22 protein-coding genes and 1 riboswitch are annotated in these 22,862 nt (G+C 47.1%); of the genes, 13 read left to right on the forward strand and 9 right to left on the reverse strand.

Features of this window, described 5'->3' with window-relative positions:
* Positions 1-601: 601 nt before the first annotated feature.
* The gene (locus tag V512_RS09535; protein WP_099830243.1) at positions 602-1,543 is read left to right on the forward strand and encodes a DMT family transporter; all 942 of its coding nucleotides are present in this window, start codon (positions 602-604) and stop codon (positions 1,541-1,543) included.
* Between the two features lie 290 nt (positions 1,544-1,833).
* Here V512_RS09535 and V512_RS15085 read toward each other — a convergent pair whose 3' ends face one another.
* The 4 genes from V512_RS15085 to V512_RS15100 form a co-directional block, all read right to left on the reverse strand.
* Entirely contained in the window at positions 1,834-2,013 is a 180-nt protein-coding gene (locus V512_RS15085) for a hypothetical protein (protein ID WP_243392361.1), read from the reverse strand.
* Between the two features lie 85 nt (positions 2,014-2,098).
* Entirely contained in the window at positions 2,099-2,446 is a 348-nt protein-coding gene (locus tag V512_RS15090) for a cation:proton antiporter (protein WP_243392362.1), read from the reverse strand.
* Entirely contained in the window at positions 2,401-2,655 is a 255-nt protein-coding gene (locus tag V512_RS15095; protein ID WP_243392363.1) for a hypothetical protein, read from the reverse strand. Before V512_RS15095 ends, V512_RS15090 begins: the two co-directional genes overlap by 46 nt.
* A 99-nt stretch (positions 2,656-2,754) precedes the next feature.
* A complete protein-coding gene (locus V512_RS15100) occupies positions 2,755-3,042 on the reverse strand; it encodes a cation:proton antiporter (RefSeq protein ID WP_308410404.1) in 288 nt (95 codons plus the stop codon).
* Positions 3,023-3,100: riboswitch (Fluoride riboswitch) on the reverse strand. It overlaps the preceding gene by 20 nt.
* Before the next feature lie 50 nt (positions 3,101-3,150).
* Between V512_RS15100 and V512_RS09545 the strand changes: the two genes are divergently transcribed.
* From V512_RS09545 to V512_RS09565, 6 genes are all read left to right on the forward strand, one after another.
* Entirely contained in the window at positions 3,151-3,351 is a 201-nt protein-coding gene (locus V512_RS09545; RefSeq protein WP_099830244.1) for a hypothetical protein, read from the forward strand.
* Positions 3,348-4,247, forward strand: coding sequence for a carbon-nitrogen hydrolase family protein (locus V512_RS09550; protein WP_099830245.1), 900 nt, complete (start codon positions 3,348-3,350; stop codon positions 4,245-4,247). Before V512_RS09545 ends, V512_RS09550 begins: the two co-directional genes overlap by 4 nt.
* 154 nt (positions 4,248-4,401) lie before the next feature.
* Complete coding sequence (locus V512_RS09555) at positions 4,402-5,334, forward strand: ATP-grasp domain-containing protein (RefSeq protein ID WP_099830246.1); 933 nt, start codon at positions 4,402-4,404, stop codon at positions 5,332-5,334.
* Positions 5,318-5,782, forward strand: a complete 465-nt coding sequence (locus V512_RS15105; protein WP_243392365.1) for a hypothetical protein — start codon at positions 5,318-5,320, stop codon at positions 5,780-5,782. Before V512_RS09555 ends, V512_RS15105 begins: the two co-directional genes overlap by 17 nt.
* 45 nt (positions 5,783-5,827) lie before the next feature.
* The gene (locus tag V512_RS15110; RefSeq protein ID WP_243392366.1) at positions 5,828-6,607 is read left to right on the forward strand and encodes an amidohydrolase family protein; all 780 of its coding nucleotides are present in this window, start codon (positions 5,828-5,830) and stop codon (positions 6,605-6,607) included.
* A 66-nt stretch (positions 6,608-6,673) separates the two neighbouring features.
* Positions 6,674-7,387: a hypothetical protein gene (locus V512_RS09565; protein ID WP_099830247.1), complete on the forward strand. Its 714-nt coding sequence runs from the start codon at positions 6,674-6,676 to the stop codon at positions 7,385-7,387.
* Positions 7,388-7,436: 49 nt separating this feature from the next.
* Here V512_RS09565 and V512_RS09570 read toward each other — a convergent pair whose 3' ends face one another.
* On the reverse strand, positions 7,437-9,254 hold the full coding sequence (locus tag V512_RS09570) for an Ig-like domain-containing protein (RefSeq protein ID WP_099830248.1): 1,818 nt from the start codon (positions 9,252-9,254) through the stop codon (positions 7,437-7,439).
* A 1,098-nt stretch (positions 9,255-10,352) separates the two neighbouring features.
* On the opposite strand from V512_RS09570, the gene V512_RS09575 reads away from it, so the two are divergent.
* On the forward strand, positions 10,353-11,564 hold the full coding sequence (locus V512_RS09575; RefSeq protein ID WP_099830249.1) for a uroporphyrinogen decarboxylase family protein: 1,212 nt from the start codon (positions 10,353-10,355) through the stop codon (positions 11,562-11,564).
* 45 nt (positions 11,565-11,609) lie between these two features.
* Here V512_RS09575 and V512_RS09580 read toward each other — a convergent pair whose 3' ends face one another.
* The 4 genes from V512_RS09580 to V512_RS09595 all read right to left on the reverse strand — a co-directional run bounded on the left by V512_RS09580 (position 11,610) and on the right by V512_RS09595 (position 16,340).
* Entirely contained in the window at positions 11,610-12,566 is a 957-nt protein-coding gene (locus V512_RS09580) for a uroporphyrinogen decarboxylase family protein (protein WP_099830250.1), read from the reverse strand.
* 3 nt (positions 12,567-12,569) lie between these two features.
* Entirely contained in the window at positions 12,570-14,348 is a 1,779-nt protein-coding gene (locus tag V512_RS09585; RefSeq protein ID WP_099830251.1) for an ASKHA domain-containing protein, read from the reverse strand.
* A gap of 201 nt (positions 14,349-14,549) precedes the next feature.
* Complete coding sequence (locus V512_RS09590; RefSeq protein WP_099830252.1) at positions 14,550-15,248, reverse strand: vitamin B12 dependent-methionine synthase activation domain-containing protein; 699 nt, start codon at positions 15,246-15,248, stop codon at positions 14,550-14,552.
* 33 nt (positions 15,249-15,281) lie between these two features.
* A complete protein-coding gene (locus V512_RS09595) occupies positions 15,282-16,340 on the reverse strand; it encodes a uroporphyrinogen decarboxylase family protein (protein ID WP_099830253.1) in 1,059 nt (352 codons plus the stop codon).
* Positions 16,341-16,601: 261 nt separating this feature from the next.
* On the opposite strand from V512_RS09595, the gene V512_RS09600 reads away from it, so the two are divergent.
* The 5 genes from V512_RS09600 to V512_RS09625 all read left to right on the forward strand — a co-directional run bounded on the left by V512_RS09600 (position 16,602) and on the right by V512_RS09625 (position 22,856).
* The gene (locus V512_RS09600; RefSeq protein WP_099830254.1) at positions 16,602-18,083 is read left to right on the forward strand and encodes a DUF2779 domain-containing protein; all 1,482 of its coding nucleotides are present in this window, start codon (positions 16,602-16,604) and stop codon (positions 18,081-18,083) included.
* 147 nt (positions 18,084-18,230) lie between these two features.
* On the forward strand, positions 18,231-19,277 hold the full coding sequence (locus tag V512_RS09605; RefSeq protein WP_258001712.1) for a nitronate monooxygenase family protein: 1,047 nt from the start codon (positions 18,231-18,233) through the stop codon (positions 19,275-19,277).
* 68 nt (positions 19,278-19,345) lie between these two features.
* Positions 19,346-19,981, forward strand: a complete 636-nt coding sequence (locus tag V512_RS09610; RefSeq protein WP_099830256.1) for a corrinoid protein — start codon at positions 19,346-19,348, stop codon at positions 19,979-19,981.
* 236 nt (positions 19,982-20,217) lie between these two features.
* Entirely contained in the window at positions 20,218-21,462 is a 1,245-nt protein-coding gene (rmuC, locus tag V512_RS09615) for a DNA recombination protein RmuC (protein ID WP_099830257.1), read from the forward strand.
* Positions 21,463-22,160: 698 nt separating this feature from the next.
* Positions 22,161-22,856 carry a queuosine precursor transporter gene (locus V512_RS09625; protein ID WP_099830259.1) on the forward strand — a complete coding sequence of 232 codons (696 nt, stop codon included), beginning with the start codon at positions 22,161-22,163 and terminating at the stop codon, positions 22,854-22,856.
* Positions 22,857-22,862 lie beyond the last annotated feature (6 nt).

Consider the following 22,862-nt stretch of genomic DNA (forward strand, 5'->3'; position numbering starts at 1 on the left):
CGAAAGAACATCGGCGGACGCATTGCTGCCTTCGGCAGGAGGGTAAAAAACCAGATCTCGTGCAGGCACATCATGGGATAACAAAGTGAGAGGATTTATGGGCAGGCTCTACGAGATGGCAATGTCAAACGATTAGACAATTCTTTTGTAGGGGCAAACGGCTGTTCGCCCTCCTAATGAACTGATATTTTAGGTAAAAAGCTTTTCAAATTCATTAAGGTATTCGGTGAAGATATCGACCAATCTAGATGGTTGTGCGGCAGCATGTTCTTTCAACAAATAATTCATCAATCTGTCTCGGCCTTTTTCCGGTCGGAGAACGGCGTACATTCAACGGTTGACGTGTCAATTGGAGTCTTCTCGTGAGCGAAGCGAGCATCTCAACAATGCCCTTTCTCGATTCATCTTCTCGGGAAACGGGCCTTCGTTCTTAAGCGTGAAGCCGCACAGAATATCCCCCATTATCAAGCTTACAAGTAGGTGGGGCCCCCTTCGACCACAAAAAAAGAACAAGTTTGCTTGTCTATGCGCTCCGGTAAAAGTAAAATGCCGTCAAATGGAAAGAACTACTTGTCTGCCGGTTTTAGTGTAGACTTATTTCATGGATATTTTGAAGAAGAAATGGATCGCGGCTTTGGTCGCGGTATTTTGTTCGGTTCTCTGGGGAAGCGCTTTTCCCGTTCTTAAACTCGGTTACGAGGAGATGGCAATTTCCCCGGATGATGTTTCAGCTAAGCTTGTCTTTGCCGGAATCAGGTTTTTGGGAGCCGGTATTATGGTGCTTCTACTTTCGATACCTTTGGGTAGAAAGGGAAGAGTGAAGTTCGTTAAGAAGGACTACATGCATTTGTTTGCACTTGGAGTATTGCAGACTTTTCTTCTGTACTTCTTCTTCTATAATGGGCTCAGTCATACAACGGGAATGAAGTCTTCGATAATAATGGCGGGGGAGAACTTCCTCGTGATCCTTCTTGCTCACTACATATACAAGAATGACCGCCTTAGCTGGAGAAAGACACTGGGCATGTTTTTGGGTTTTGCCGGGGTCTTTCTCGCGAATTTCGAGGCGGGATTCACTCTGAGCTTCGTTTTCAAAGGCGATGGATTTATGTTGATTGCCGCAACCATCGGCGCTCTTGGCACTATGTACGCCAAATGGATGTCGGCGAATCGCTCTCCCTTTCTGGTATCTGGATGGCAGCTTTCGATAGGCGGCTTTCTTCTTCTGGTCGCTGGCCTTCCTGGGTTAAGAGGGGATTCACTCCGTTTTACTTTCAAAGGAAATCTTCTGCTCCTTTACTCGATGCTTCTTTCAGCAGTGGCTTTTTCCTTGTGGTACGCGGTTCTCAGCCTCCATAAAGCCGGCGAGATAACTATGTTCCGATTTGTGATTCCGGTTGCCGGAGTATTTTTATCCGCAGCCTTCATTCCGGGAGAGGCCCTCAATTCGTACATGGCGTTTGCCCTCATATTGGTTTCGGCCGGTATTGTTGTTGTCAACTGGAAGAACAGGGTAGTTTCAGAAGATAGTTCCGCTCGGTAAATCTGAATATACCTTTGGAAATTCACATAGGGAAACTTAAGGCCCACTGTGAGCTTTGAGCACTCCCTATTACCGAAAAGAATTGCGGGTAAATCTTTTCTTCAATCAAGAATCACTCCGGCAGAAAGACGCGGCACAAAAAAAGAAAACTGGAGTACCCCGCTTCAATTTGCTTTTTGGTTTGAAATGAAACGGGGTTAAAAGTAATCGACGATTTCTCCGGATCGAAAACAGACTTCACATTTTCATAACTTGATGAAGAGACTCGAAGAAAGACGTAGTCGACTCTCTCAGGTGTTCTTCGAGAATCTTCTTGCAGCGAGTCTTATGCCAATGGCGCCAAGAGGGGCCGTTGTAAGGATTGATAGAAACGAAACCGAGAGTATCACATCTCCGTAAGCAACCCCCATTGCCAGGGATATTGCCCCTACTGCTGCCTGAACAGTTGTTTTGGGTAAATATGAAATCATACAGAATAGTCTTTCACGTAGATCTAGTCTTGACCGATGGTTGCCGCCAAGACACCTGCTCTTCTAAATGTGTGCTCCAAGACTATTATAGCAAGTTCATTAACCACGAGTCCCTTACCGCGTTTATGTTCACACTGGCACCCACAAGCACGAAGAGGAAGAGCTCGGCGACCACCCATATTCTCTCCATCTTTCCAGATATTCGATCGGCGGCGTCTGGGAGCTTCTCTCGGAGGATAAAGCCGATTGCCATCACTTCCAGCAAAGTCGCCACCGGCAAGAAGTTTTCCACTTTGTGGAAAATGAATGCAACCGAAAGCATCAGAAGAACCTTCATTGTATCTCTAGTGTGGAACTTCCTGAAAAGGAGGCTGAAAAGAAACCCGATTAACGCTCCCAGAAAGATACCGAGAATGATCTCCACCGGTACCATAAGCAGGGACCATCCTGTACTGATGTCCTGACCGCTCTCGACCCCCAGAAAGACTTAAAGAGAGTGATGGCCACAACATCGTCTATAGAAGCGGCGGCAAGAATTGTCGAAGGTATCTCGTTTCTCTTTCCGAAGTTCTTCTCCTTAAGTTTGAACATCTCAGGAACAACTACCGCAGGTGAAACCGCTGCTATTATGAATCTAAGCATCCCGCCCTGAAGTAGACTCAAATTCAGCAGAAAGTGAGACAAGATCATTATTGAAAAGCTCTCAAAAAGACCCGGAATGAAACTCAGGCTTCTACTATGTCAACAGATATAAGAGAGACAGACTGAAAGGATCAAGACGAAGAACACAGGGCAGGTCTTCTTAATGACTCTTCGATTCAATCCAAGTCCGGCTCGCATGAGAATAACTATCAGTGCCAGAAGTCTGACCTCTGCCGAGATAGACAGAAGAGTCGAATCGATAGTATTGAGAAGGCTAAGACCAAGAATCACTCCAAGCATAACAAGGCCGATCAAACCGGGTAGATTGATTCTGTCGAATAGTGACAGGATAACGATAGAGAGGATGATAATCGCAGAAACTATCAGCCAAAAAAGCGGTTCTGGAAGACTGTTCTCCAAGGCAAGCTTCATTGCCTAGAGAATTATATAGTCCATGCGTTATACTGTCAATGACCAGTGAACGGAGGTGATCTATTGAGCACTTTTCTAGCCATTGTCGGTGCATTGTTCCTGCTATATCTTGCAATTAGGTTCTTCCCTGCGTTGATTATTGTAGTAGCCGGCGTAGGAGTGATAATGATAGTGATATTTGCCATAGCAGGTCTTTTTGTTGTCTTCCTGCCGATCTTATTGGTTGTCGGTCTAATATTGATTATTGTTAAGCTTGCGTCATGAAAGACACCGATCTTACTGCAATACAGGTCTGGTTCGATCAGGAGTCTTATGGCGAAGAGACATTTCGCAGAAAGATGAGAGACTATGCGAGTGAGACTTCACTTCTGTGGAAGGGGAGTAACCATATCATTGCCTTCCCGGAGTTTTTTGCAACATTTCTATACCCTTCCTTCAGGAAACTCAGCTTCGAGGAGACGACAACAAAGACTCTTGCAAAGTATGCAATTAAGAATATGGGGTTCTCTCTTAATCCTTTGAAGAAGGCTTTTCTAAGAGATGCCCTTGGGATAGAAGCCTACTATCACGGAGTTTTCAGTACCATTGCCAGGGAGTTCGAAACTTATCTTCTTGCCCCGTCGATATTGCTTCCCATAATCGATGAAGAATCTGAGAGAGGGAGATTCATTAGGGATGGAAGGCTCTATAACATGGCCTACTTATTCAATCCTGAGGGAAAGTTGTTGACAAGAGCCTTGAAGCACAATCTTACCAAAGCCGAGAGCTCCGTGTTGTTTTCCAGAGGAGAGCCGGTCGATAATGTGGTTCATACGAAGATTGGCATAATAGGTATAGCGATTTGTTACGATATGTTCTTTCAAAGCGAAATCGAGAGACTGGATGCAGCCGGTTGCGAATTGATACTGGTTCCCTCCTGCAATTTTGCTGAGTGGAAAGGATCGATGCGCGGTTCGACGCAGGAGAGGGTCTGGTTTCGCGATGGACCGATCAGGGCATCATCGTGTAGAGAGAAGATTCGCTATCTCGTAAATCCGATGGCGACTGGGATTGTTGGCAGAGACAAAGCGCAGGGAAGATCTTCCATCTGGTCCAGAGGAAGAGCGCTTGCCGTTGCCAGAAAATTCGATGGGGAAGAGATTCTCAACGTCACGACATAAAGCGGTGAGCTTCATCAGCAGCACTAGTCGAAGTCCACTCTATCTTTTGAGACCGGGGTTCTCCTTCATTGATACTAAATCGGAAAATCGAAAACGAGGAATATGTATAATTTCTTTGTAGTGATACTTTGAAGATGCCCAAGGGAGGAATGTTATGAGAATCACTGTCGTTCACGACACGACAATCGATTTTCATCATGAAGAGATGGTCAGGAGTGTTGTTAGTTCACTCGAGAATAGTTTTGAAGTCGATTCCAGACCATTCGAGATCGATGCTGTTAGCGGACTTAGAGGCACTGATCTCGTGTTCAATCTCACTACCGGCAGGGGCAGTGCAGAGAGGCAGGTCCATCTTCCGGCCGTGCTGGATCTTCTGGGAGTACCCTTTACCGGCTCCGGTGCTACGGCGAACGCTCTCTGTATAAACAAGGCGCTCACAAAGTTGATCATGAAAGCCTATGGAATATCCACTCCCGAATTCTTTTCGGTACGTCCCGGAGATACCGCCGACAACCTGCCGTTCAGTCCGGCAATCGTCAAACCCGTTAAGGAAGGCGGAGCAAAGGGTATCTGGGAGGACTCGGTCGTAGAGAGAGTTGATGACATGCAGAAAGCTGTTTCACGTATTCACGAGAGATTTGAACAGCCCGCTCTGGTTGAGAGGTTCATTGAAGGAAGGGAGTTCACCGTTGGGATTGTTGGAAGTGAAGTACTCCCGATCATGGAAATAGATTTCTCGTCGCTGCCAGATCACCTTGAAACTTTCTATTCCTACAGGGTGAAACAGTTCCACGGTGACGAGACGAATTACATTTGTCCTGCGAAGATCTCACAGAGAGAGGAAACAGCTATAAGCGAGCTTTCGATGAGAGTCGTCCAGGTGCTCGACTTGAAGGACTATTGCCGTATCGATTTGAAGATTGACGACGAAGGAAAGATCTACTTCCTAGAGGTCAATTCCCTTCCTCTTCTCGTACCTGATTACTCAGATATCGTCAAAATGGCCGAGGCGAGAGGGTGGAGCTACGGTGATCTCATTAACAGGATTGTCGCTTCAGCAATAAGTAGATATGGAATCGGAGAATAAGGAAGTCTATGAAGAGATACTTGATTACATAAGACAGATCCCTGTGATCGACACACATGAACACCTGGTCCACTCTGAAGATTTGCTCCTGGGGAGAGACGACGTTCTTCAGGAGTTCCTTCTTCACTTTATGAGCTCTGATATGATTTCTACTGGACTTAAAGCCGAGACTCTAGGAACTGCCAGAGATAAGAAGAGAGATATACTTGGACGCTGGGAACTGATAGAACCACACTGGGAGTTTTGCCGACATACCGGTTACGGCAGGGTTCTCGATGATTCGGTTAGAGAGATATACGGGATCGACGGAATAAAAGGTTCGACCATAGAGGAGCTCGGAGAGAAGTTCAGGGAGGCAAACAGACCGGGACACTTGAAAGAAATCCTGAAGGATCTCTGTAACATAGAACTTGCGATAATAGATCCCTGGACCAGCCGATTCGAATGAGACAGGAGCCATTTCAGGAGGGTCTGGCAGCCACAAAACTACATAATGCCAATGCCACCTGAATTCGATATAGTAGGATGGCTGGAGGAGACCTACGCCGTAGAAATAAGATCGCTCAGCGACTGGCTAGAGGTTTTCGAAAGGGAGCTGGATGAGAATCTGGCAAATGGCATCATTGGTCTGAAGAGTGTTATTGCTTATCAGAGGCCGATTAGATTTGAAGAAGTGAGTTTTAAAGACGCTGCAATCGTGTTTCAAAAGGCTCTGAAAGAGAGAACCGAGAAGTGTGTGTATGGAGACAAGAGTCTAGTTCTACCCAAAGTAGTGCAGGATTATGTGATGCATCTTATAATGTCTGCAGCGAATGAACGTGGAGTTTTCGTTCAGTTTCACACCGGTTTGCTGGAAGGAAATCGTGGAATGTTAAGCAACTTGAACCCCGAGCTTCTCGAGAACCTGTTTCTCAAGTATCCGGGAGTGAAATTCGATCTCTTTCACATTGGATATCCTTACTGGGGAGTGACTGCGGCCCTTGCCAGGACCTATCCAAACGTCTTCATCGACATGTGCTGGTCTCACATCATCTCGCCAATTTCTTCGCGGAACGCCTTGAGCGAATTCCTGGATGCAGTGCCGTTCAACAAGATATCCGGCTTTGGCGGGGACTATGCAATCGTCGAAGCGATCTACGGGCACCTTAAGATGGCAAGAGAAAATATCGCGAGAGTTCTGGAGGAGAAGATTAGTGAGAAGACTGTAAAGCTCTTACAGGCGATGATGATTGCCGAACGAATTCTCCATAACAATCCGAAAAAATCCTCCTGAACAATCTATGATCTGCAAAGCAATCTCAGCAAAGGCGGTTTTGGAAAACGAGAAGGTGGAGATCAATTGACACATGAGGAGAGGTACAACTTGGCTCTGGAGATTTCTCGAAAGGTTTCGAGAGAGGTGAAGGACAATCTGATTTGCTTCTGCCTGTATGGTTCTACATCGAGAGGGACCGATACTCACTGGTCCGATCTAGAAATGCTTATGATAACCAGAGAAGAGGTTCCCAAGAAAGCCTTTCTCGATGGCTTAGTCCCGGTCACTATAAATTCGATAACCGAAAACAGACTCTGCAGATTACTCGAGGAACCGGGAGTTGAATGGCCATTTTACGCTGGATTGGTGAAAAACCTTGTCGTACTGGAAGGCGATGCGTCGAAGCCGGGGCAGTATTACGCTCTCGCTTGCCGTGTTCCTGAAGAGAAGTTCAGGAGGGCTTTGAAGGACAATCTTTCGGAGCTCGTATTCGAGTCTTGCGGGAGAATCTTCTCCTGCATTGCAAGGAAGAGATACGAGGACATCTACTGCGCCTCAATAGAGACCCTGCTAGAAATGAGAACCGCTCTCTGTCTTCTGAACTGTACGCACGTGAATTATGACTACTTCGACGGCATTCAAGAGAGTTTCAAGTTCAAGAAGCTGCCAGAACGGTACCCCGTTCTGGCAACGAGATTGTGGAAGGGCAGAAGTCCGTTCAGCATTGCAAATGACTCCAGAGATCTCTTCAAGAACTATCTCTCTCTTTTGAGAGAAGAGCAAATTCTTCAAACATGACGGAGTCTATCTACGAACTTGACGCTAGATTCTCTGACCCCCCCACTTTTTATGGCACGTAATTGACATCCGTGGCCCACAAGCTTATGTTGTCGAACATGACGTAAGACAAAACGCCATTGCTCGTAGTCATCCTAACTCCATTTGTGCCCGCTGACACAGGACTATAGGTAAAACTCTTCTTGAATAAATCGTTTACGTATACTGCCGCGTTTCCCGTTGTGTGATTAAAGATCACCTTCACTTTGTACCAGACTCCAGGTGAGATATCCATCACTTTCTCGGAATGGTAGGAACCACCGGAATTTGTCCAGCAGATTATCGCCTGACTTCCTCCTAGGTATCCTATTCCTGTGTATGCATTAGTGTTGTTCGGCCCAATCCAGCCCCATTTGTTTGTTGTGGAGGAGCTCAGCCTAACGTCGTACTCTAGATAGCCAAGCTTTATAGGTTTCACCGATGAAGTGTAGACCGTGGAGTAACCTCCAGTTCCACCGTAGAAGGCGATGACTTTACCGTGACCGGTGATCGTTGTAATGACTGGATTAGGCACACTGCCAGACTCAGTGTAGTACCACTTCCCGAATGAACCTGTGATGGTGCCTGTAGAATATGTCTCAAAATTCTCTCCAAAGGCTTTTGTTGGCGCAGTGCGGAAACTCCAGATGGGGCCGGTCTTAGTGGCTCCTTTACTGTCTATCGCGACAATCCGCCAGTAGTAATTAGTCGAACTACTCAAAGTGCCGGTAGGGTAAGTAGTCGTACTCCTGTTTGTTTTGAACACAAGAGCCGTTGGAGAGGTACCTAAATACACATCATATGTAACTACATCGCCGTCTGGATCTCCCCCGATCCAAGAGAGTGTAAGATTGGCTGGCTGTGTAAGTGCCCCACTGACAGGAGTAGGATTCGAAGGGGTATTCGGTGGGTTGTTTATTCCACTTGGATTGATTGTTATATCGAATGTCTGGTCGGTTTGGCCTCCATTTCCATCGTTTGCTCTGATCGTTGCGTTTCTTGTTCCTGAGTCACTCAATAACGGAGAATAAGTGAAGGTGCTACCTGCGACTGCTCCAACCCCGGCTACTCTTGAGAATGTAAGAGAATCCCCATCGGGATCATTCGCGAATGTGGCGATGTCCAGTGTTAATGTCGTTCCGGCTGTAACATATTGCGGGGAAGGTATCGACAATTCGGGAACTCTGTTCTTATTAGTAACGGTCACTGAGAAACTTGTCGTCGCCTCGGCCCCTTTTGTGTCAATAGCTCTCAAAACAACACTGTAGACTGCCGATTCTTCAAAGTAAATTGCTGCATCCTCATAGGAGGGAGAGTACTCATAGTTGTTTCCGTCAATCTCACCGGGACCTTCAAGAATATCGAATGTAAGAGCATCTCCATCCGGGTCGCTAGCGTAGGTTGTAAGAAGAACTGTAAGAGTGGAACCCTCCAGAACAGTTTTATTTGGAATCGTTATCCAGACTGGAGGCCTGTTCGTGGGCATAACCGTGACGTTGAAACTTTCGCTTGCCGTTCCGCCCTTTCCGTCGTCTGCGGTTATCGTAACTGCATATACCGCTTCTTCCTCGAATTCAATTGCAGATTCACCGATGCCCGGAGTGTAGGAATATAGACCGCTAACTACGCTTCCCTTTCCTGTTACCGAGAAGCTCAAGGCATCGCCGTCTTCATCTGAGACGTGATCGCTCAGAAGGATTTCTAGGGTTTTGGTTTCTTCCACAGTCTGATCTCCTATTGGAAGAAACCAGACCGGAATCTTGTTTGGCGGGTTGAATGGACATGCAGACAGCAAAAGGATAAGGAAAACTACAGGTAGCAAGACAAGACGGTTCTTTTTCAGAAGCATTCTAAACACCCCCCATACTTAACAATTTCAGCGGTTTTTGAAGTCAACTGTTCCTGTAGTTTCAGTATATTTCACGGCTGCTCGACATTATCTTTCGATACGAAGATTCCAAATAATAAGAATGCCAATCGGATTTGTTTCGAAAAGAGCATGTAAGTTTCCTTAATTACGCCAATATGGTTAACTTGCTAAGTGCGAAACTAAAGACTAATCATAAAGACATCATCTAAGGGAGACTAAGATTCGACAGATACAGACTCATCTGGCTTAACGGTTCAAGCGGTTACCTGAAGCCCTTACCAGGAATGATAAATAAGTCTAGACAAATCACTCAGAATTATGATATTGCGTTTTGATTTTGGTTTGAAGAGAAAGTGTAAATCTGCAATAATTGAAAAGTTGCTAAACACTTTCAGAAGATAGTTTTGAAAGTTACAGCGGTCATTCCTTCAAAGAACTTGGGGCACGCGTACGTTTCACTTTATTGCTGTCCTTAAAGAGCTCATCATTACCCACATGATGTTCTCTGGAACCCATCTCATCATCTCGTGGTTTTTAACTAAGACCGACCCCGGACGCGGAGTGTCAACGATGAACCGCTCTTCTGCTCTTGATCTTAAATCCCCGCTCGAGCGGGGGGACCGCTTGCGGTGGGGTGTGTGCACGTCTTTGAAGCGCGTCCCGCATCGATCAGCCTGGCCGAGCTTTATTGGATGTATTCGCTCTTCACGTCTTTAGTAGGTCTGTGCAATATGTTCTTACCAGGAACCAACATCCGCTCTCTTGGGATTATTTCAAGGCAGCGGCCTTTGCAGTTCTCAAAGACGAGCGTGCACACCCTCCGCCAATTCGTGGTCCTCCTCCCTCAAGGGAGGACTTAAGATCAGGATCATCAGGAGCCAAATACAGCATATACTGTCAAGGGAGAAGAAGCACAATATGATTTCTATTTAGCTCCGTAACTTATGGGTAATTAAGAGCTTAAAGAGAGGTTGATCCTATTTCTAAATCTTACAGTAGCGAAGCAATAGAATCTGTCTCAGGCATAATTGTTTCGTAGAATCTCAGGAGAGAAGGATCTGAAAGGAGAGAAACTGCATGACTTCGCGAGATAGAGTGTTGAAAACGTTGAAACACCGCGAACCTGACCGTATTCCTATCGATCTGGGAGGAATGAGGTCGACCGGCATTCATGCTAAAGCTTACAAGAAGCTTGTAGATTATCTCGGTTATTGTGATCTTTCAGTAAGGGTTTTCGATATTCATCAGATGCTTGCCTTTATCGATGAGGAGATCAGGAGAGAAGTACATTCCGATGTGATCGAACTCAAGAGACTGAACGGAGGCTTTGAAACTAGAATCGATTCCTGGATAAGGAGAGACATCTTTGGAGATGGGTCGAGATACCTCTTTCCAGATGGTTTCGACTTCAAAGTGAAAGAGGACGGTTCGCTAGCAGTCGAGAGGAACGGTGTCGAAGTCGCGAGAATGCCCCGAGGCGGCCATTACTTCGACAGGAGTTACTTTCCCCTTGCCCAGGCCGAGAGCAAAGAGGAGATCTCGGCTCTTGTTCTGCCAAAACTGACTGACGAGGAAATAGAGTTCCTGAAAGGACAGCTCTCGGGAATACGTGAGTCAACAGACTGCGCCGTAATCGGGGCTTTCGGGGGAAACTTCCTCGAGGCGGGCCATTCAATGTTCGGGTACCAGGAGTTCATGGAGAGGCTGATTACCGACCGGTCTCTTATGGAGTTCTTTCTCGACCGGCTCCTCGAAACCTATATTGTAGATCTGGAAAAGTATCTCTCTAACGTGGGAGACGATATAGATATTATTCAGATTGGCGACGATTACGGCACCCAGGAAAATACGGCGATATCGCCCCGGATTTTCAGATCTGTCTTCAAACCCAGACTGAAAAACCTGTGCGACTTCATTCACATTAAGAAACCCGATCTGTTCATCTTTCTTCACTCCTGCGGGTCCGTCTATCCCTTCATACCAGATTTCATAGAAGCCGGGGTTCAGATCCTGAACCCGGTTCAGACTAACGCGAAGAATATGGAGCCGGAAAGGCTGAAGAAGGAATTTGGAAGAGATATCGTCTTCTGGGGAGGAGGATGTGACACACAGCACGTCCTGCCTTTCGGAACGCTCAAGGAATTGGAGGACGATATTCGCTGGCGCATCGACATTTTCTCTCCGGGCGGAGGCTTTGTCTTTGCTCCTATCCACAACATTCAGGCCGAAGTATCACCCGAGAAGATCTTCAGACTTTTTGAATGCGCTTACGAATATGGTTCTCGATAATACTCGCTGAAGAAGCTGCTCTTCTTCTGAACCTGATGTATTGTATTATGACCGAAAATTCCTGCCGGCCCTGAAGAAGGCGGCGATGTTCTCATGAGGAGTCTCCAGTGGAATATCACAGCCGGAACTCAAAATGAAGTTGGGAACGTCCTTCATTTTCTCGAGAAGTTCTGTAGTTTCTCTCTCGACCTCCTCTCCGTTTGACTGAAGGAAGACCTTAACCGGATCTATGTTGCCTATAAGAAAAACATCTTCGGGAATTCTCTCCGCCGTATCCTTCAGGTCCACCATGCTGTCAAGGCTCAGTCCGTAGGCGCCGCTTGCACCCATAGGTTCTACTATGTGTTCCGTGTCTCCGCAGATGTGATAAATTAAAGGTTTTGAAAGTTCCGATCTGAGCTTTTCAAAATATGGAAGCGCGAAACGTTTGAACTGTCTCTTGGATAAGAGCACCGCAGTCGGTTCAAGCACGGCTATCGTGTCCGTACCGTGGTCGATTAGCGCTCTGGAGTATTCACCTACAACCCTTGCGCAAAAGTCTACTACGCTCTCTGCAAAATCCGGCTCTTCTATCAGCTTCATACAGAGATCTGTAACCCCAACCAGTTCTCCTGCAAGGCTAAGTGGACCGATAACGTAGCTGCCCTTCATTCCCGGCAGTTCTCTCGCCATCTTATCTGCAACTTCTGTGAAGATCCTCATTCTGCCGGATACTCCGCTCCAGGAGTTTTCGACAGAGGCCAGCTCGTCGCGTCCCTTTATTGGATGTTCCTTAACGAAGGGATTGTCATCCTCAGGGAAACCGATCTCCATTCCCAACGCCTCGGCTTCGACTGTCAGGTCCATCATGAAGAAGATCCCGTCGGGCTGAAACTCTTCCATAAGCTTCGACAAAGACTTGAACTGGATTTCCACGTTTGTGAGATTCTCTTTAAGCTTTGTTCCCGTCAGTCTTGCTCCCGGCGCGCCGAGCAAAGGTATGATTGATCTAGTGAAAGCCATTCTTTATCCCTCCCTCAAGGCAAGATTCTCAACGAAGATCTCGTTGAAATCCTTTCTCCCAGATAGTTCTACATAATGTACCTCACTGCTGAGACTTTCCGCTCTCTCTCGAATCCCGCTATCGAGAACTGCCAGAACTGCACCCAGACCGGCCGCATTGCCGACTGGTGAAACTCTTTCGACCGGTACTTTGGGAAGCATGCCTATTCGCAGGGCATTTTCGGGATCGATGTAGTTTCCGAAGGCTCCGGCAAGCAGAATCCGGTCTATATCTCGCGTATCGATGCCGGCCCGGTCCATCAAAACGGATACTCCTGCTCGAATGGCAGCTTTTGCAAGCTGCACTTCACGAATGTCTCTCTTGTTTATCCGCACTTTTCCCGACCGGCCATCAAGTTCGAAGTGTTCTCCCTTGATTCTTCCCGATTCGTTGACTACTCCTGCATCTATCATTACGGCAATCGCGTCTATCAATCCCGAACCACATATTCCAGAAACATCAGAACCATCCACTGTACTGAATCCGATACCTTCTCCATTGAACCACACATGATCGACCGCTCCCGGTCTGGCAATAGTTCCCTGGCTTATGTTGCCTCCTTCGAATGCCGGACCTGCCGCGGTGGAGCAAGTGAAGATTCTGCCGCCGCTCTTGAGGGCCATCTCCCCGTTGGTTCCGATATCCACAAGGAGAACGTTGCCGGAATCTTCGACAAATCCAGACGAGAGAATACCGGCCGTGATATCCGAGCCTACATAAGCTGAGATTCCGGGCATTATGTAGATTTTCGAATTTGGAATGGACCCTTCTAAATCCAGTTCCCGCGACTCGAAGACCTTTCCTCCAGTGAATGCCGGTATGAAAGGTGAGGAGGCGATTCTCTCCGGGCTTATTCCGAGAAGGATGTGGATCATCGTCGTGTTTCCCACTATCGAAGTATCGTAGATCCTTTCCTTCGATACTGCTCCTCCTTTGCAAAGATCGTCAATCAGCCTATTCAGTGTTGTCAAAACTGCAGTTCTCAGCTCATCGATTCCTTCGTCTCTCTTGATTGCGTAGTCAATCCTGGAAATGACATCCTGGCCATATGCAGACTGGGGATTGGAAGCAGATCGAACCGCAACGATCTCTCCCGACTTAAGATCTGCCAGGTAAACTGCGAGGGTTGTCGTGCCTATATCGATTGCGACGCCGAAGATACCGCTTTCGTCCGAGAAAGGTAGTATGTCGATTACTTCGCTTCCGTACAAGACGGCCCTGCCTCTGTAATCCAGCTCCCTTATGACATGGGGAAGCCTTCTCAGAAGACTAAGTCTGTCAATCCCCGGTCTTTCGGTAACGAGAGCACTCATCAGTCTTGAATAGTCTGAAGTCTGGTCATCAATATCCGGCCTACAAAGAGAAAACTCTTCGACTCTAACCTGTGGAGATATCTCTCTTATCGAGGCCTTCGGAAGAGGCGGTTTGGAAACTGCGGAATTCAGAGCCGGGTCCTCTGTTTTGACTCTGACATCGGTCATGACTTTGTACTGGCAGCTCAGCCTGTATCCGGCCGCAATTTCGTCTCGTGTCAGGAGTCTTGACTCGGTAAGGGTGAGCGGGAAGGCCTTGCTTCCTTCAGCCACGAGCGCTTTGCACTTTCCACAGTTTCCCCTCCCTCCGCATACGGCATTCACCTGCTGCGATTCCCTTCTTAAAACATCGAGCAGCAAATCGCCTCTCTTTGCCGTTACTGTTCTTTGCGAAGGCAGGAATGTGACCTTATACACAGCTTCTTTCATTACTTAACCTCTCTCCTCATCGGTATCCCCGATCTCATTTAACCTATGCATTCACTCGAGAGCGACACCGCAGCGGCTCCTTTTGGGCAACGGTCTTTCCGAATGGACAATGGCAAACTAAGAACTAATTTTTTCTGCTCCAACCTCTTGCCAGCAACTCCTAACCTCGCCAACCAGACTGATTTTGAAGACTGAGCCACTCTATTCAAGGGAGTTCCTCAGCTTCCGATCATACGGTGCGCTTCTGTAATGACAGTTAACCCTTCTGCAAACCATGCAGCTCCTGTAATCCTTCTCGGACTGAAATGCAATTCCCGAAATTGACTTCGTCGGAATCATGAGTAGAGATTCATTCAGTTCGACCCCAATCTCTTCCTTCACATTTCCAATCAAGGAAAACAATTCCTTCTGCTGCTGCAGAGCCCAGATCTCCGCATCTCCCGAGCCTGGAGACATCCATACGAGGTTTTCGATCAGGTTATTCCTGGAAATCTCGCTTCTTAGGAACCCGGCTGCCTCATGTAGTATGTGCTCCAGCACACTATCCCAGAGAAAGATCTTGAGAAAGTCTGTACGATCGAGCGGGAACTCGTAAAGTTCTCGTCCGGAAGTTATGACGAACGGGAAGACTCTGCCGACCGAATGGAGTTTTTTCGACAGGAGACGGCTCTCGAAGCGAACACCTTCTATTGTAACTTCGTCGTTGTTAACGCAGTCGACAAAGCAGGTCCTGTAGATCGCTTTTGGGTTTGCAGTCTCACGGGCATTCTCTACGAGCTCTCTGAAAGTCGTCTCTTCCTCAGAACCGGCTCTGATCCGCAGGCTTTCTACAAGCGAAGCCGCCTCTATCTTGAAAGGTATGCCTTTCAGGACTGAGATGTTTTTCTCGCGCTCTACCATGAACCGACCGAATCGAAAGCCGATTCGACGTATCTAGCGAGAGTTGAATTCATTTCCAGCCTCCAGCATTGCAAGGTAGTTTCTCACCGGGATGTAGTTGGCGACGGTGTTGCCCGTGCCTAAAGCATACCCGCCTCCCGGAGCGCATTGTTCGAGAGTCTCGAGTGTTCGATTCCTAACTTGCTCGACGGAGGCGTGACATAGAAAATCAACATCTATTCCTCCGAGGATCGAGATTCTCTTGCCCCATCTTCTTTTCACTTCTGGAACAGGCATTATCTGGTCTTCAAAGGAGTGTTTTGCATCGACTCCGGCTTCTATTATATCGTCCATTACAGTGGTTAAGTTGCCGCAACTGTGAAGGACAAAGGGTTTACCGTTTGCATGTACCACGCTGGCTATCTCTTTGTACCACGGGAAGACCAGTCTTCTGAGATGTCTCGGAGAGAAGATGGTCGATGTCTTGTATCCGAGATCGTCTCCAAAGCAGTAGGCGCCTACGCAATCCATTGAAGAGATGATCTTTGCGGCTCCAACGAGAACATGGCCGATCTTTTCGTTAAGAGTGTTGACCAGCTCGGGATCCTCGTAAACGGCCATGGAGAGATTCTCAACACCCATCAGGAAGCTGGAGTGCTCAAATGGCCCGCCGGAAGCCCCTCCAACTACTTTCATTCCTTCGGGAAGGTGCTCACCCAGCTTACGGAAAAGGTCGAAATCGACAGCTTCATCTGCCTTCGGCCAGTCCGCTTCCTGGATGTCTTTTAGGGTCTTAATGGGGCCGCCCTTTTCATTCATCCACTTCCTGCTTTCTCTGCGGTATGTTGCCGTGTCTTCACCATGAATGTAATCGGGAGTGGGAAAGCGGGGAGCCTGATAGAAGGGAACGTAGTCATATCCCAGTTCCTCATAAAAACCGACCAGCTGGTCGAAGTACCTGTCGGGATCTTCTTCTAATACGGCAAGTTTGTAGCCCATCACTTCTTCCATTATTTTATCGTCCGCAAAGAGCTCAAAGAACGGAACTCTGCAAGGTTCTTCATTGCGCCTGAAGACGTCCAGAATCACTGAGAAATCGGGTGCCGGTTTCAACTGAATCCCCCCCATTTTTTCCAAAGAGTCAAGTCTCCGGAGACTCCGATCGTGTTTAAGTATATCGGGTACTCATCAAAAGCATTCTAGCATCAATCCATATCTCAAATAAAGCTCGACGAATGCGTACCTGCAGTTGCGGAAGAAATAAAGGCTCGAAACAAGGCCTGAAAATCGGACCTGTCGGTACTGTTATAATCATCATGAGACGTTATCTGAGTTCAGGCATTCAACACTCTTCAAGACTCGAGGTGAAGCTAGTTGAGACTTATTACTAATAAGATGTTTCTCGAGTACGATTACTGCCCTGTCAGGGGATGGATCGAGAGGAATGAACCTCGGGATTTCACGCCGACAATCGCAGAAGATTTCAGGATGAAAGAGGGTCTAGATGTCGGCAGAAGGGCGAGGAGTCTCTTTCCTGAAGGTATTCTGATAGAGGAACTGGATCCCTTTGAGGCCTCCTTCGTAACCGAGCGGATTATCGGAGACAGGCAGTCCGTAACACTGTTTGAACCCGCTTTCATTAGCGGCGATTTCGTCTCAAGGGCGGACGTTTTGAGAAAAGGGGCAGATGGACTGGATGTCTTCGAGGTCAAAGCGAGCCTAGCAGGTTCATCGAACACAAAGGACTACATAAGAGATCTCTCTTACACAATCTCAGTTATAGAAAGCTCGGGTTACAGAGTCAAGAAAGCATGTTTAATTATGGTCTCAAGAATGTATCGCAAGGGTGACGATGACCGGAAGCTCTTTGAGATCATAGACGTAACGGACGAGGTTTCGAAGCAGAAAACAGAGATAACGGCCAAACTCGAACTTGCATCAGTTATCTTGACTTCAACATTGATTCCTTCCGGCTCATTGGGGTACAAATGCAGAGACTGCGAGCATCTTCGAAGATGCTTCGGTCTGGACAGGAGACTCAGTATCTTTGAGCTTCCCAGATTGGGTGCCGATAAGACAGATGCTTTGATCGAAAAGGGATACTTCTATCTGGAAGAGCTTCCGCGAGAGATACTTGGTGACAAACCTCTTCTGCAAAGAGTCTTTCGTGGAGCAAAAACAGGAGGGATAGTGATTGACAAGCCCGAAGAACTTCGAGAAAAGCTGAATAGTATGGAGTATCCGATAGGTTATCTCGATTTCGAGACTGCAGCTTCAGTTATTCCCCTGTATGATGGTCTGGCTCCCTACGAGGGGATCCCGTATCAGTATTCACTGCACATTCGAAGAAAAGACCCGGAAGTCCTTGAACACAGGGAGTTTCTCTTCGGCAATCCTTCGAGAGATGAAAGCCTCCTGCTCGCCGAAAGGCTGGTTGAGGACCTCAAGGACTGCAGAACACTTATGGCGCACCATGCTTCCGTTGAGAGGAATATTCTGAGATGGCTGTCTAACAGATACAAAGACTATCCAGAACTTTCAGAACAGCTCATATCCTTCTCGGAGATATTTGTAGATTCGGAACTGCTTGTGAAAGACCACATATATCATCCCGACTTCGGGGGAAGCTTCTCAATCAAAAGGCTTCTTCCTGCACTTGTAGAAGGGGTTGGTTATGAGGGACTGTTCATCCATAACGGTGACGATGCCAGGTATGTTTTCGTGAATATGGCTCTGGGAAATTACAGAGAGCCCGAGGTAGAGAGAATAAGAAGAGATATGCTGGAGTACTGCAAGATGGATACACTGGCGATGGTAGAGATTCACAAATTTCTCTGCGATCTATTATCGGAATGAGGATACTGTTGATACAAATGTGAATCGTCAGCATACGACTTAATCGAATTATTTTCGAAGTAGAATAATCTGGTCATCAAATTAGGTTATTATGAATCATGCATACTTTAGGCATCGAGAGGATGTGACGACATAGAAATCTTCAAGATAAAGAATCATGAGACATCGCTTCCCCTTATTCAAGGAGGAATGGCCGTAGGGATTTCTCTGGACAATCTGGCCGCTACCGTCGCTTCTGAAGGTGGAATAGGGGTTATTGGAACGGCAGGTATTGGTATGACGGTTGACGGTTACAGAAAGAACTTCAGGCAGGCAAGCATAGATGGCCTCAAGAATACCATAAGAAGGGCAAGGGAGAAGACAAAAGGGGTTTTGGGAGTAAACATTATGGTAGCCCTCACAAACTACGCAGAGATGGTGGAAACGGCCGTGAAGGAGAAGATAGACGTGATCATCTCCGGCGCGGGACTGCCTCTTGATCTCCCCTCTTATCTCGATGATGGATCGGAAACGGCTATAATTCCAGTGGTCTCATCTCTGAAGTCTGCGACCGTAATATTCAAGAGATGGTTTCGCAGGTACAGCTACGTCCCCGACGGCTTCGTTGTGGAGGGACCTAAGGCGGGCGGCCACCTCGGATACAGAGTCGAGGAGATCTTTTCTGAAGAGAGTTCTCTCGAAAAGACCGTACCTGAGATCAGAAGGTTTGTAGATCAGGTGAAACGTGATACTGGAAAAAATATTCCGTTGATAGCGGCCGGAGGGATATTCGATAGAGATGATGTCGAAAAAGCCTTCAAGCTCGGGGCCTCAGCAGTTCAAGTAGGGACGGCCTTTGTGGCCACGGAAGAATGCGATGCAGACTACAGGTTCAAGCAGGCATTCGTGAATGCTTGTCGGGAGGATATAACCATTATCAAGAGTCCTGTGGGAATGCCGGGCAGAGCAATAAAAAACAAGTTTCTGGACGATGTTGAGCAGGGAAAGAAAAAGCCGTTTAAATGCTCATTTCAGTGCATAAAGACATGCAATTACAGAGAGGCGCCATACTGCATTGCAGAGGCGCTCATGAATGCCTGCAAGGGAGATCTGGAAAATGGCTTTGCCTTTACGGGAAGCGAAGGATACAGGATAGAAGGCATTACAACAGTGAAGAAGGTTATAGATAGACTATTCGGTGAAAACAGGCGCTAGCTCTCTTGATGTATCTTAAGAAGTCAGTGGTCTGTCTGCACCGCAAATAAATGTGGGGGAGGTTGAAGATGGGAACCCTGGAGAAGATAACGAACGCGATCATCGAAACAATGCCTGCTCAGGCAAAAGCTGCCACTGAAGAGGCTCTAGCGGAAGGCCTCAGCGCAAAGGAAATTCTGGATAGCGCACTTATCCCGGGGATGGATGAAGTTGGCAGGTTATTCAGAGAGGGCGAGTATTTCGTTCCCGAAGTTCTTGTTGCTGCAAAGGCGATGAACCAATGTATGGACCTTATTGAACCTCTTCTTGTCAGCGGAGGGGTCAAGAAGATCGGCAAAGTGATTGCCGGGACTATCGAGGGTGACCTCCATGACATTGGAAAAAACCTGGTGTGTATGATGCTTAAGGGAGCGGGCTTCGAAATAATCGACCTTGGCGTCGATGTGAAGCCCGAAGAGTTCGTTGAGGCAGCCGAAGGTGCGAAGCCGGATATTCTTGTTATTTCCGCCCTGTTAACGACCACAATGCTTAATATGCCCAGAGTGATAGAAGAACTGAAAAAGGCCGGCATTCGAGAAGAAGTAAAGGTGCTCATAGGTGGGGCGCCCGTGAGTCAAACTTATGCTGAGGAAATTGGAGCGGACGGTTATTCTCCCGACAGTGCCGGAGCCGTCGAACTGGCAAGGATGTTCGTATCTGGGTAAGCTCATTGATTTTTGAAGAGTGTCCGGTGGCGATCCGGAATCGTCGAGAAGACCGTTTGCTCAACGCGAAAATCAAAGAATAGAATAGGTACTCAATACACGACTAAATGTGCTCAGGGAACCTTTACAAAGTGCAATTTCAAAGACAAGTTGATATAATACCGATGGTATTCATTTATTCCGGTTTTTCATTTTGACGGCTGTAAAGCTGTCTATTTACGGATGGAGGGTTCAAGATGTTGACAGCGTTAATAATAATGTCGGTCGTCACTCTGATTTCCTTTCTCTTCGCAATTGCATCTGTCAGAAGACTTTCTCAGAGTATCAGGAGGAATCAGGAACTCCAGCTCAAAGAAAAGGACCTGGAGAGAGATGTCGCAGAGAGGGATGAAAAACTGGACTGGCTAACTTCTGCCAAAGAGGAGCTTGAAGAGACCTTCAAAGCGATATCTTCTGATGTTCTCAATTCCAGTACCGAAAACTTCATTCGACAGGCAAATGACAAGTTCTCGGGATTGCTCAAGCTGCAGAAAGAAGATTGGGGCAGTCAGAAAAGGGATTTCGAGAGTCTCGTGAGTCCGGTGAAAGACAACCTGGAAAAGCTGGAAAGAAATGTGAGGGAATTGGAATCTAAGAGAGAAGGAGCATACAAAGCTCTTGAAGAACAACTGAGGACTCTTGCGACAGCAAACACCGATCTTAGGCAGGGCGTTACGGATTTGAAGGGCGCCTTGAGAAATAGATCAACTCGTGGAAGATGGGGTGAGATTGAGCTTCGTAGAATAGTTGAGCTCAGCGGCATGACCGAACATGTTGATTTTGTGGAACAGGAATCGATTGACAGTGGCAGGCCAGATCTTATTGTAAAACTACCTAATGAAGCTTACATACCGGTAGATGCCAAAGTTCCGCTCGACAGTTATCTGGCCGCATTGGAAGAAGATGACGAGTCGTCGAGAAGCCAGTTCATGAACGTCTACGCAAGGAATGTTCGAGAGACAGTGAATAGACTCGCCAGCAAGAACTACTCTGAATCGTTCAGCAGAAATGCCGATTTTGTGGTAATGTTTGTCCCGGTGGAGTCTGCAATAAATGCGGCTTTTCTAACAGACCCGGACCTCTTTGAATATGCTATTGCGAAGAAGGTCCTTATTGCTTCTCCGGTGAATCTCGTTGCGCTGTTGAAGTCTGTAGCCTATGGGTGGCAGCAGTACAGCCTTACCGAAAACGCTGAGAGGCTTGTTCAAGCCTCGAAAGAACTCTATAATAGATTCGGTGTTTTCTTCGCTCATTACAACAGACTGCAGGGCCACCTAAAGAACGCCGTCAGTGCCTACAATGATGGAGTGGGTTCCTTTGAAAGCAGGCTGCTTCCGAAAGTCAGGGAGATCGAAACTCTTACCGAGACACGCGAAAGGCTTCCCGAAATTGAAGGGATTGCCGAGGAACCGAGATCTTCGGAAAATATGAACTATGATTGATCTCCTGCGCCAAAATACAGAGACTGGACTTGGGAAAGATCGCTTCAGAGGCGGTTGAGAACTTTTTTCGCCGCGATGTGGTCATCAAAGATCAGTCTTTTTGCTTCGGAGCAGAGCTTCTGCCAGCTTCTTTCGGTCTTTCCCGAAATCCATCCGCCAGCCTAATCGAAAGTAGCTGACATATGCTAGACGGAATAAAGAGGGCAGACCAACAATATGGGCACTCGCATCGGCACTTGCAACTCAATCCGCTTCGACTGCACCGTGTATATGCTGGTCCCTGTAAAGGTTGCTGTCTTTGATACTTGCGTAGTCGTGAAGTAACGCTGTAATTTCTACTACAGAGCGATCTGCATTAAGTTTTTCGGCAAGGATAAGCGAGTTGAGTTAGACCACCGTCAGTATTTGATGTGCCCGGATGTCGTAACCGAAGATATTTTCGTCGTTCTTGCAGTTTTTTCGACTATCTCACCGCTTTATAGAAAATAACAATCTCTTCTTCCCTTTAAGGTAAAATCCATGTGATTTCGCTCCCGGCTGCCTGTTCCATCAGTAAGACAATATTATGATACGCGAGAGTGGTTCTGAAAGTCTTTATGCGATAAAATGCGAGAGGGGATGCAATGTCCGGTCTTCCGATGACAGAAATTTGCCGGTCTCTTGATGCTGATTGTGAAGGATTCGGAATGGAGGTATAGATGAACGAACTATTATGGTTTTTGATGCTTGTAGTGAACTTCAGTTTGATCATAGTTGCTTACAGGTTGTGGGGAAAGACAGGATTGTACGTCTGGGTAGCCATAGCTACGATAATTGCCAATGTTCAGGTAATAAAGACGGTTTCACTTTTCTGGATGGCCGCGACTTTGGGAAATATCGTTTATGCGACGTCGTTCTTGGCTACGGATATTCTTTCTGAGAATCATGGAAAGAAGGAGGCCAAGAGAGCAGTCTACATCGGCTTTTTCTCTCTGATATCGACTACCGTGATAATGCAAATCGCTCTTGCCTTCGAGCCTCATCACTCTGATTTCTCTCAGGAGCATCTCTCAGCAATATTCGGCCTTCTCCCCAGAATTGCTCTGGCTAGTCTGGCAGCCTACTGGTGTTCTCAGTTACATGACGTCTGGGCATATGATTTCTGGAAGAAGAGGTTTCCTGACAGGAAGCACATCTGGCTCAGAAATAACGCAAGCACGATGGTATCGCAGCTGATCGATACGGCGGTTTTTACTTCGTTAGCCTTTCTAGGAGTTTTTTCGACCGATGTGTGGTGGCAGATATTCTGGTCCACTTACATTCTAAAGTGGGTCGTTGCAGTTCTAGACACTCCATTCATCTATCTAGCCCGAAAACTGAAAGACGAGGGTAAAATCAAGGATCTTGTTCCCTGAGATTCT

This window comes from Mesotoga sp. Brook.08.105.5.1, assembly GCF_002752635.1.
In the GTDB taxonomy this organism is placed as follows: Bacteria; Thermotogota; Thermotogae; order Petrotogales; family Kosmotogaceae; genus Mesotoga.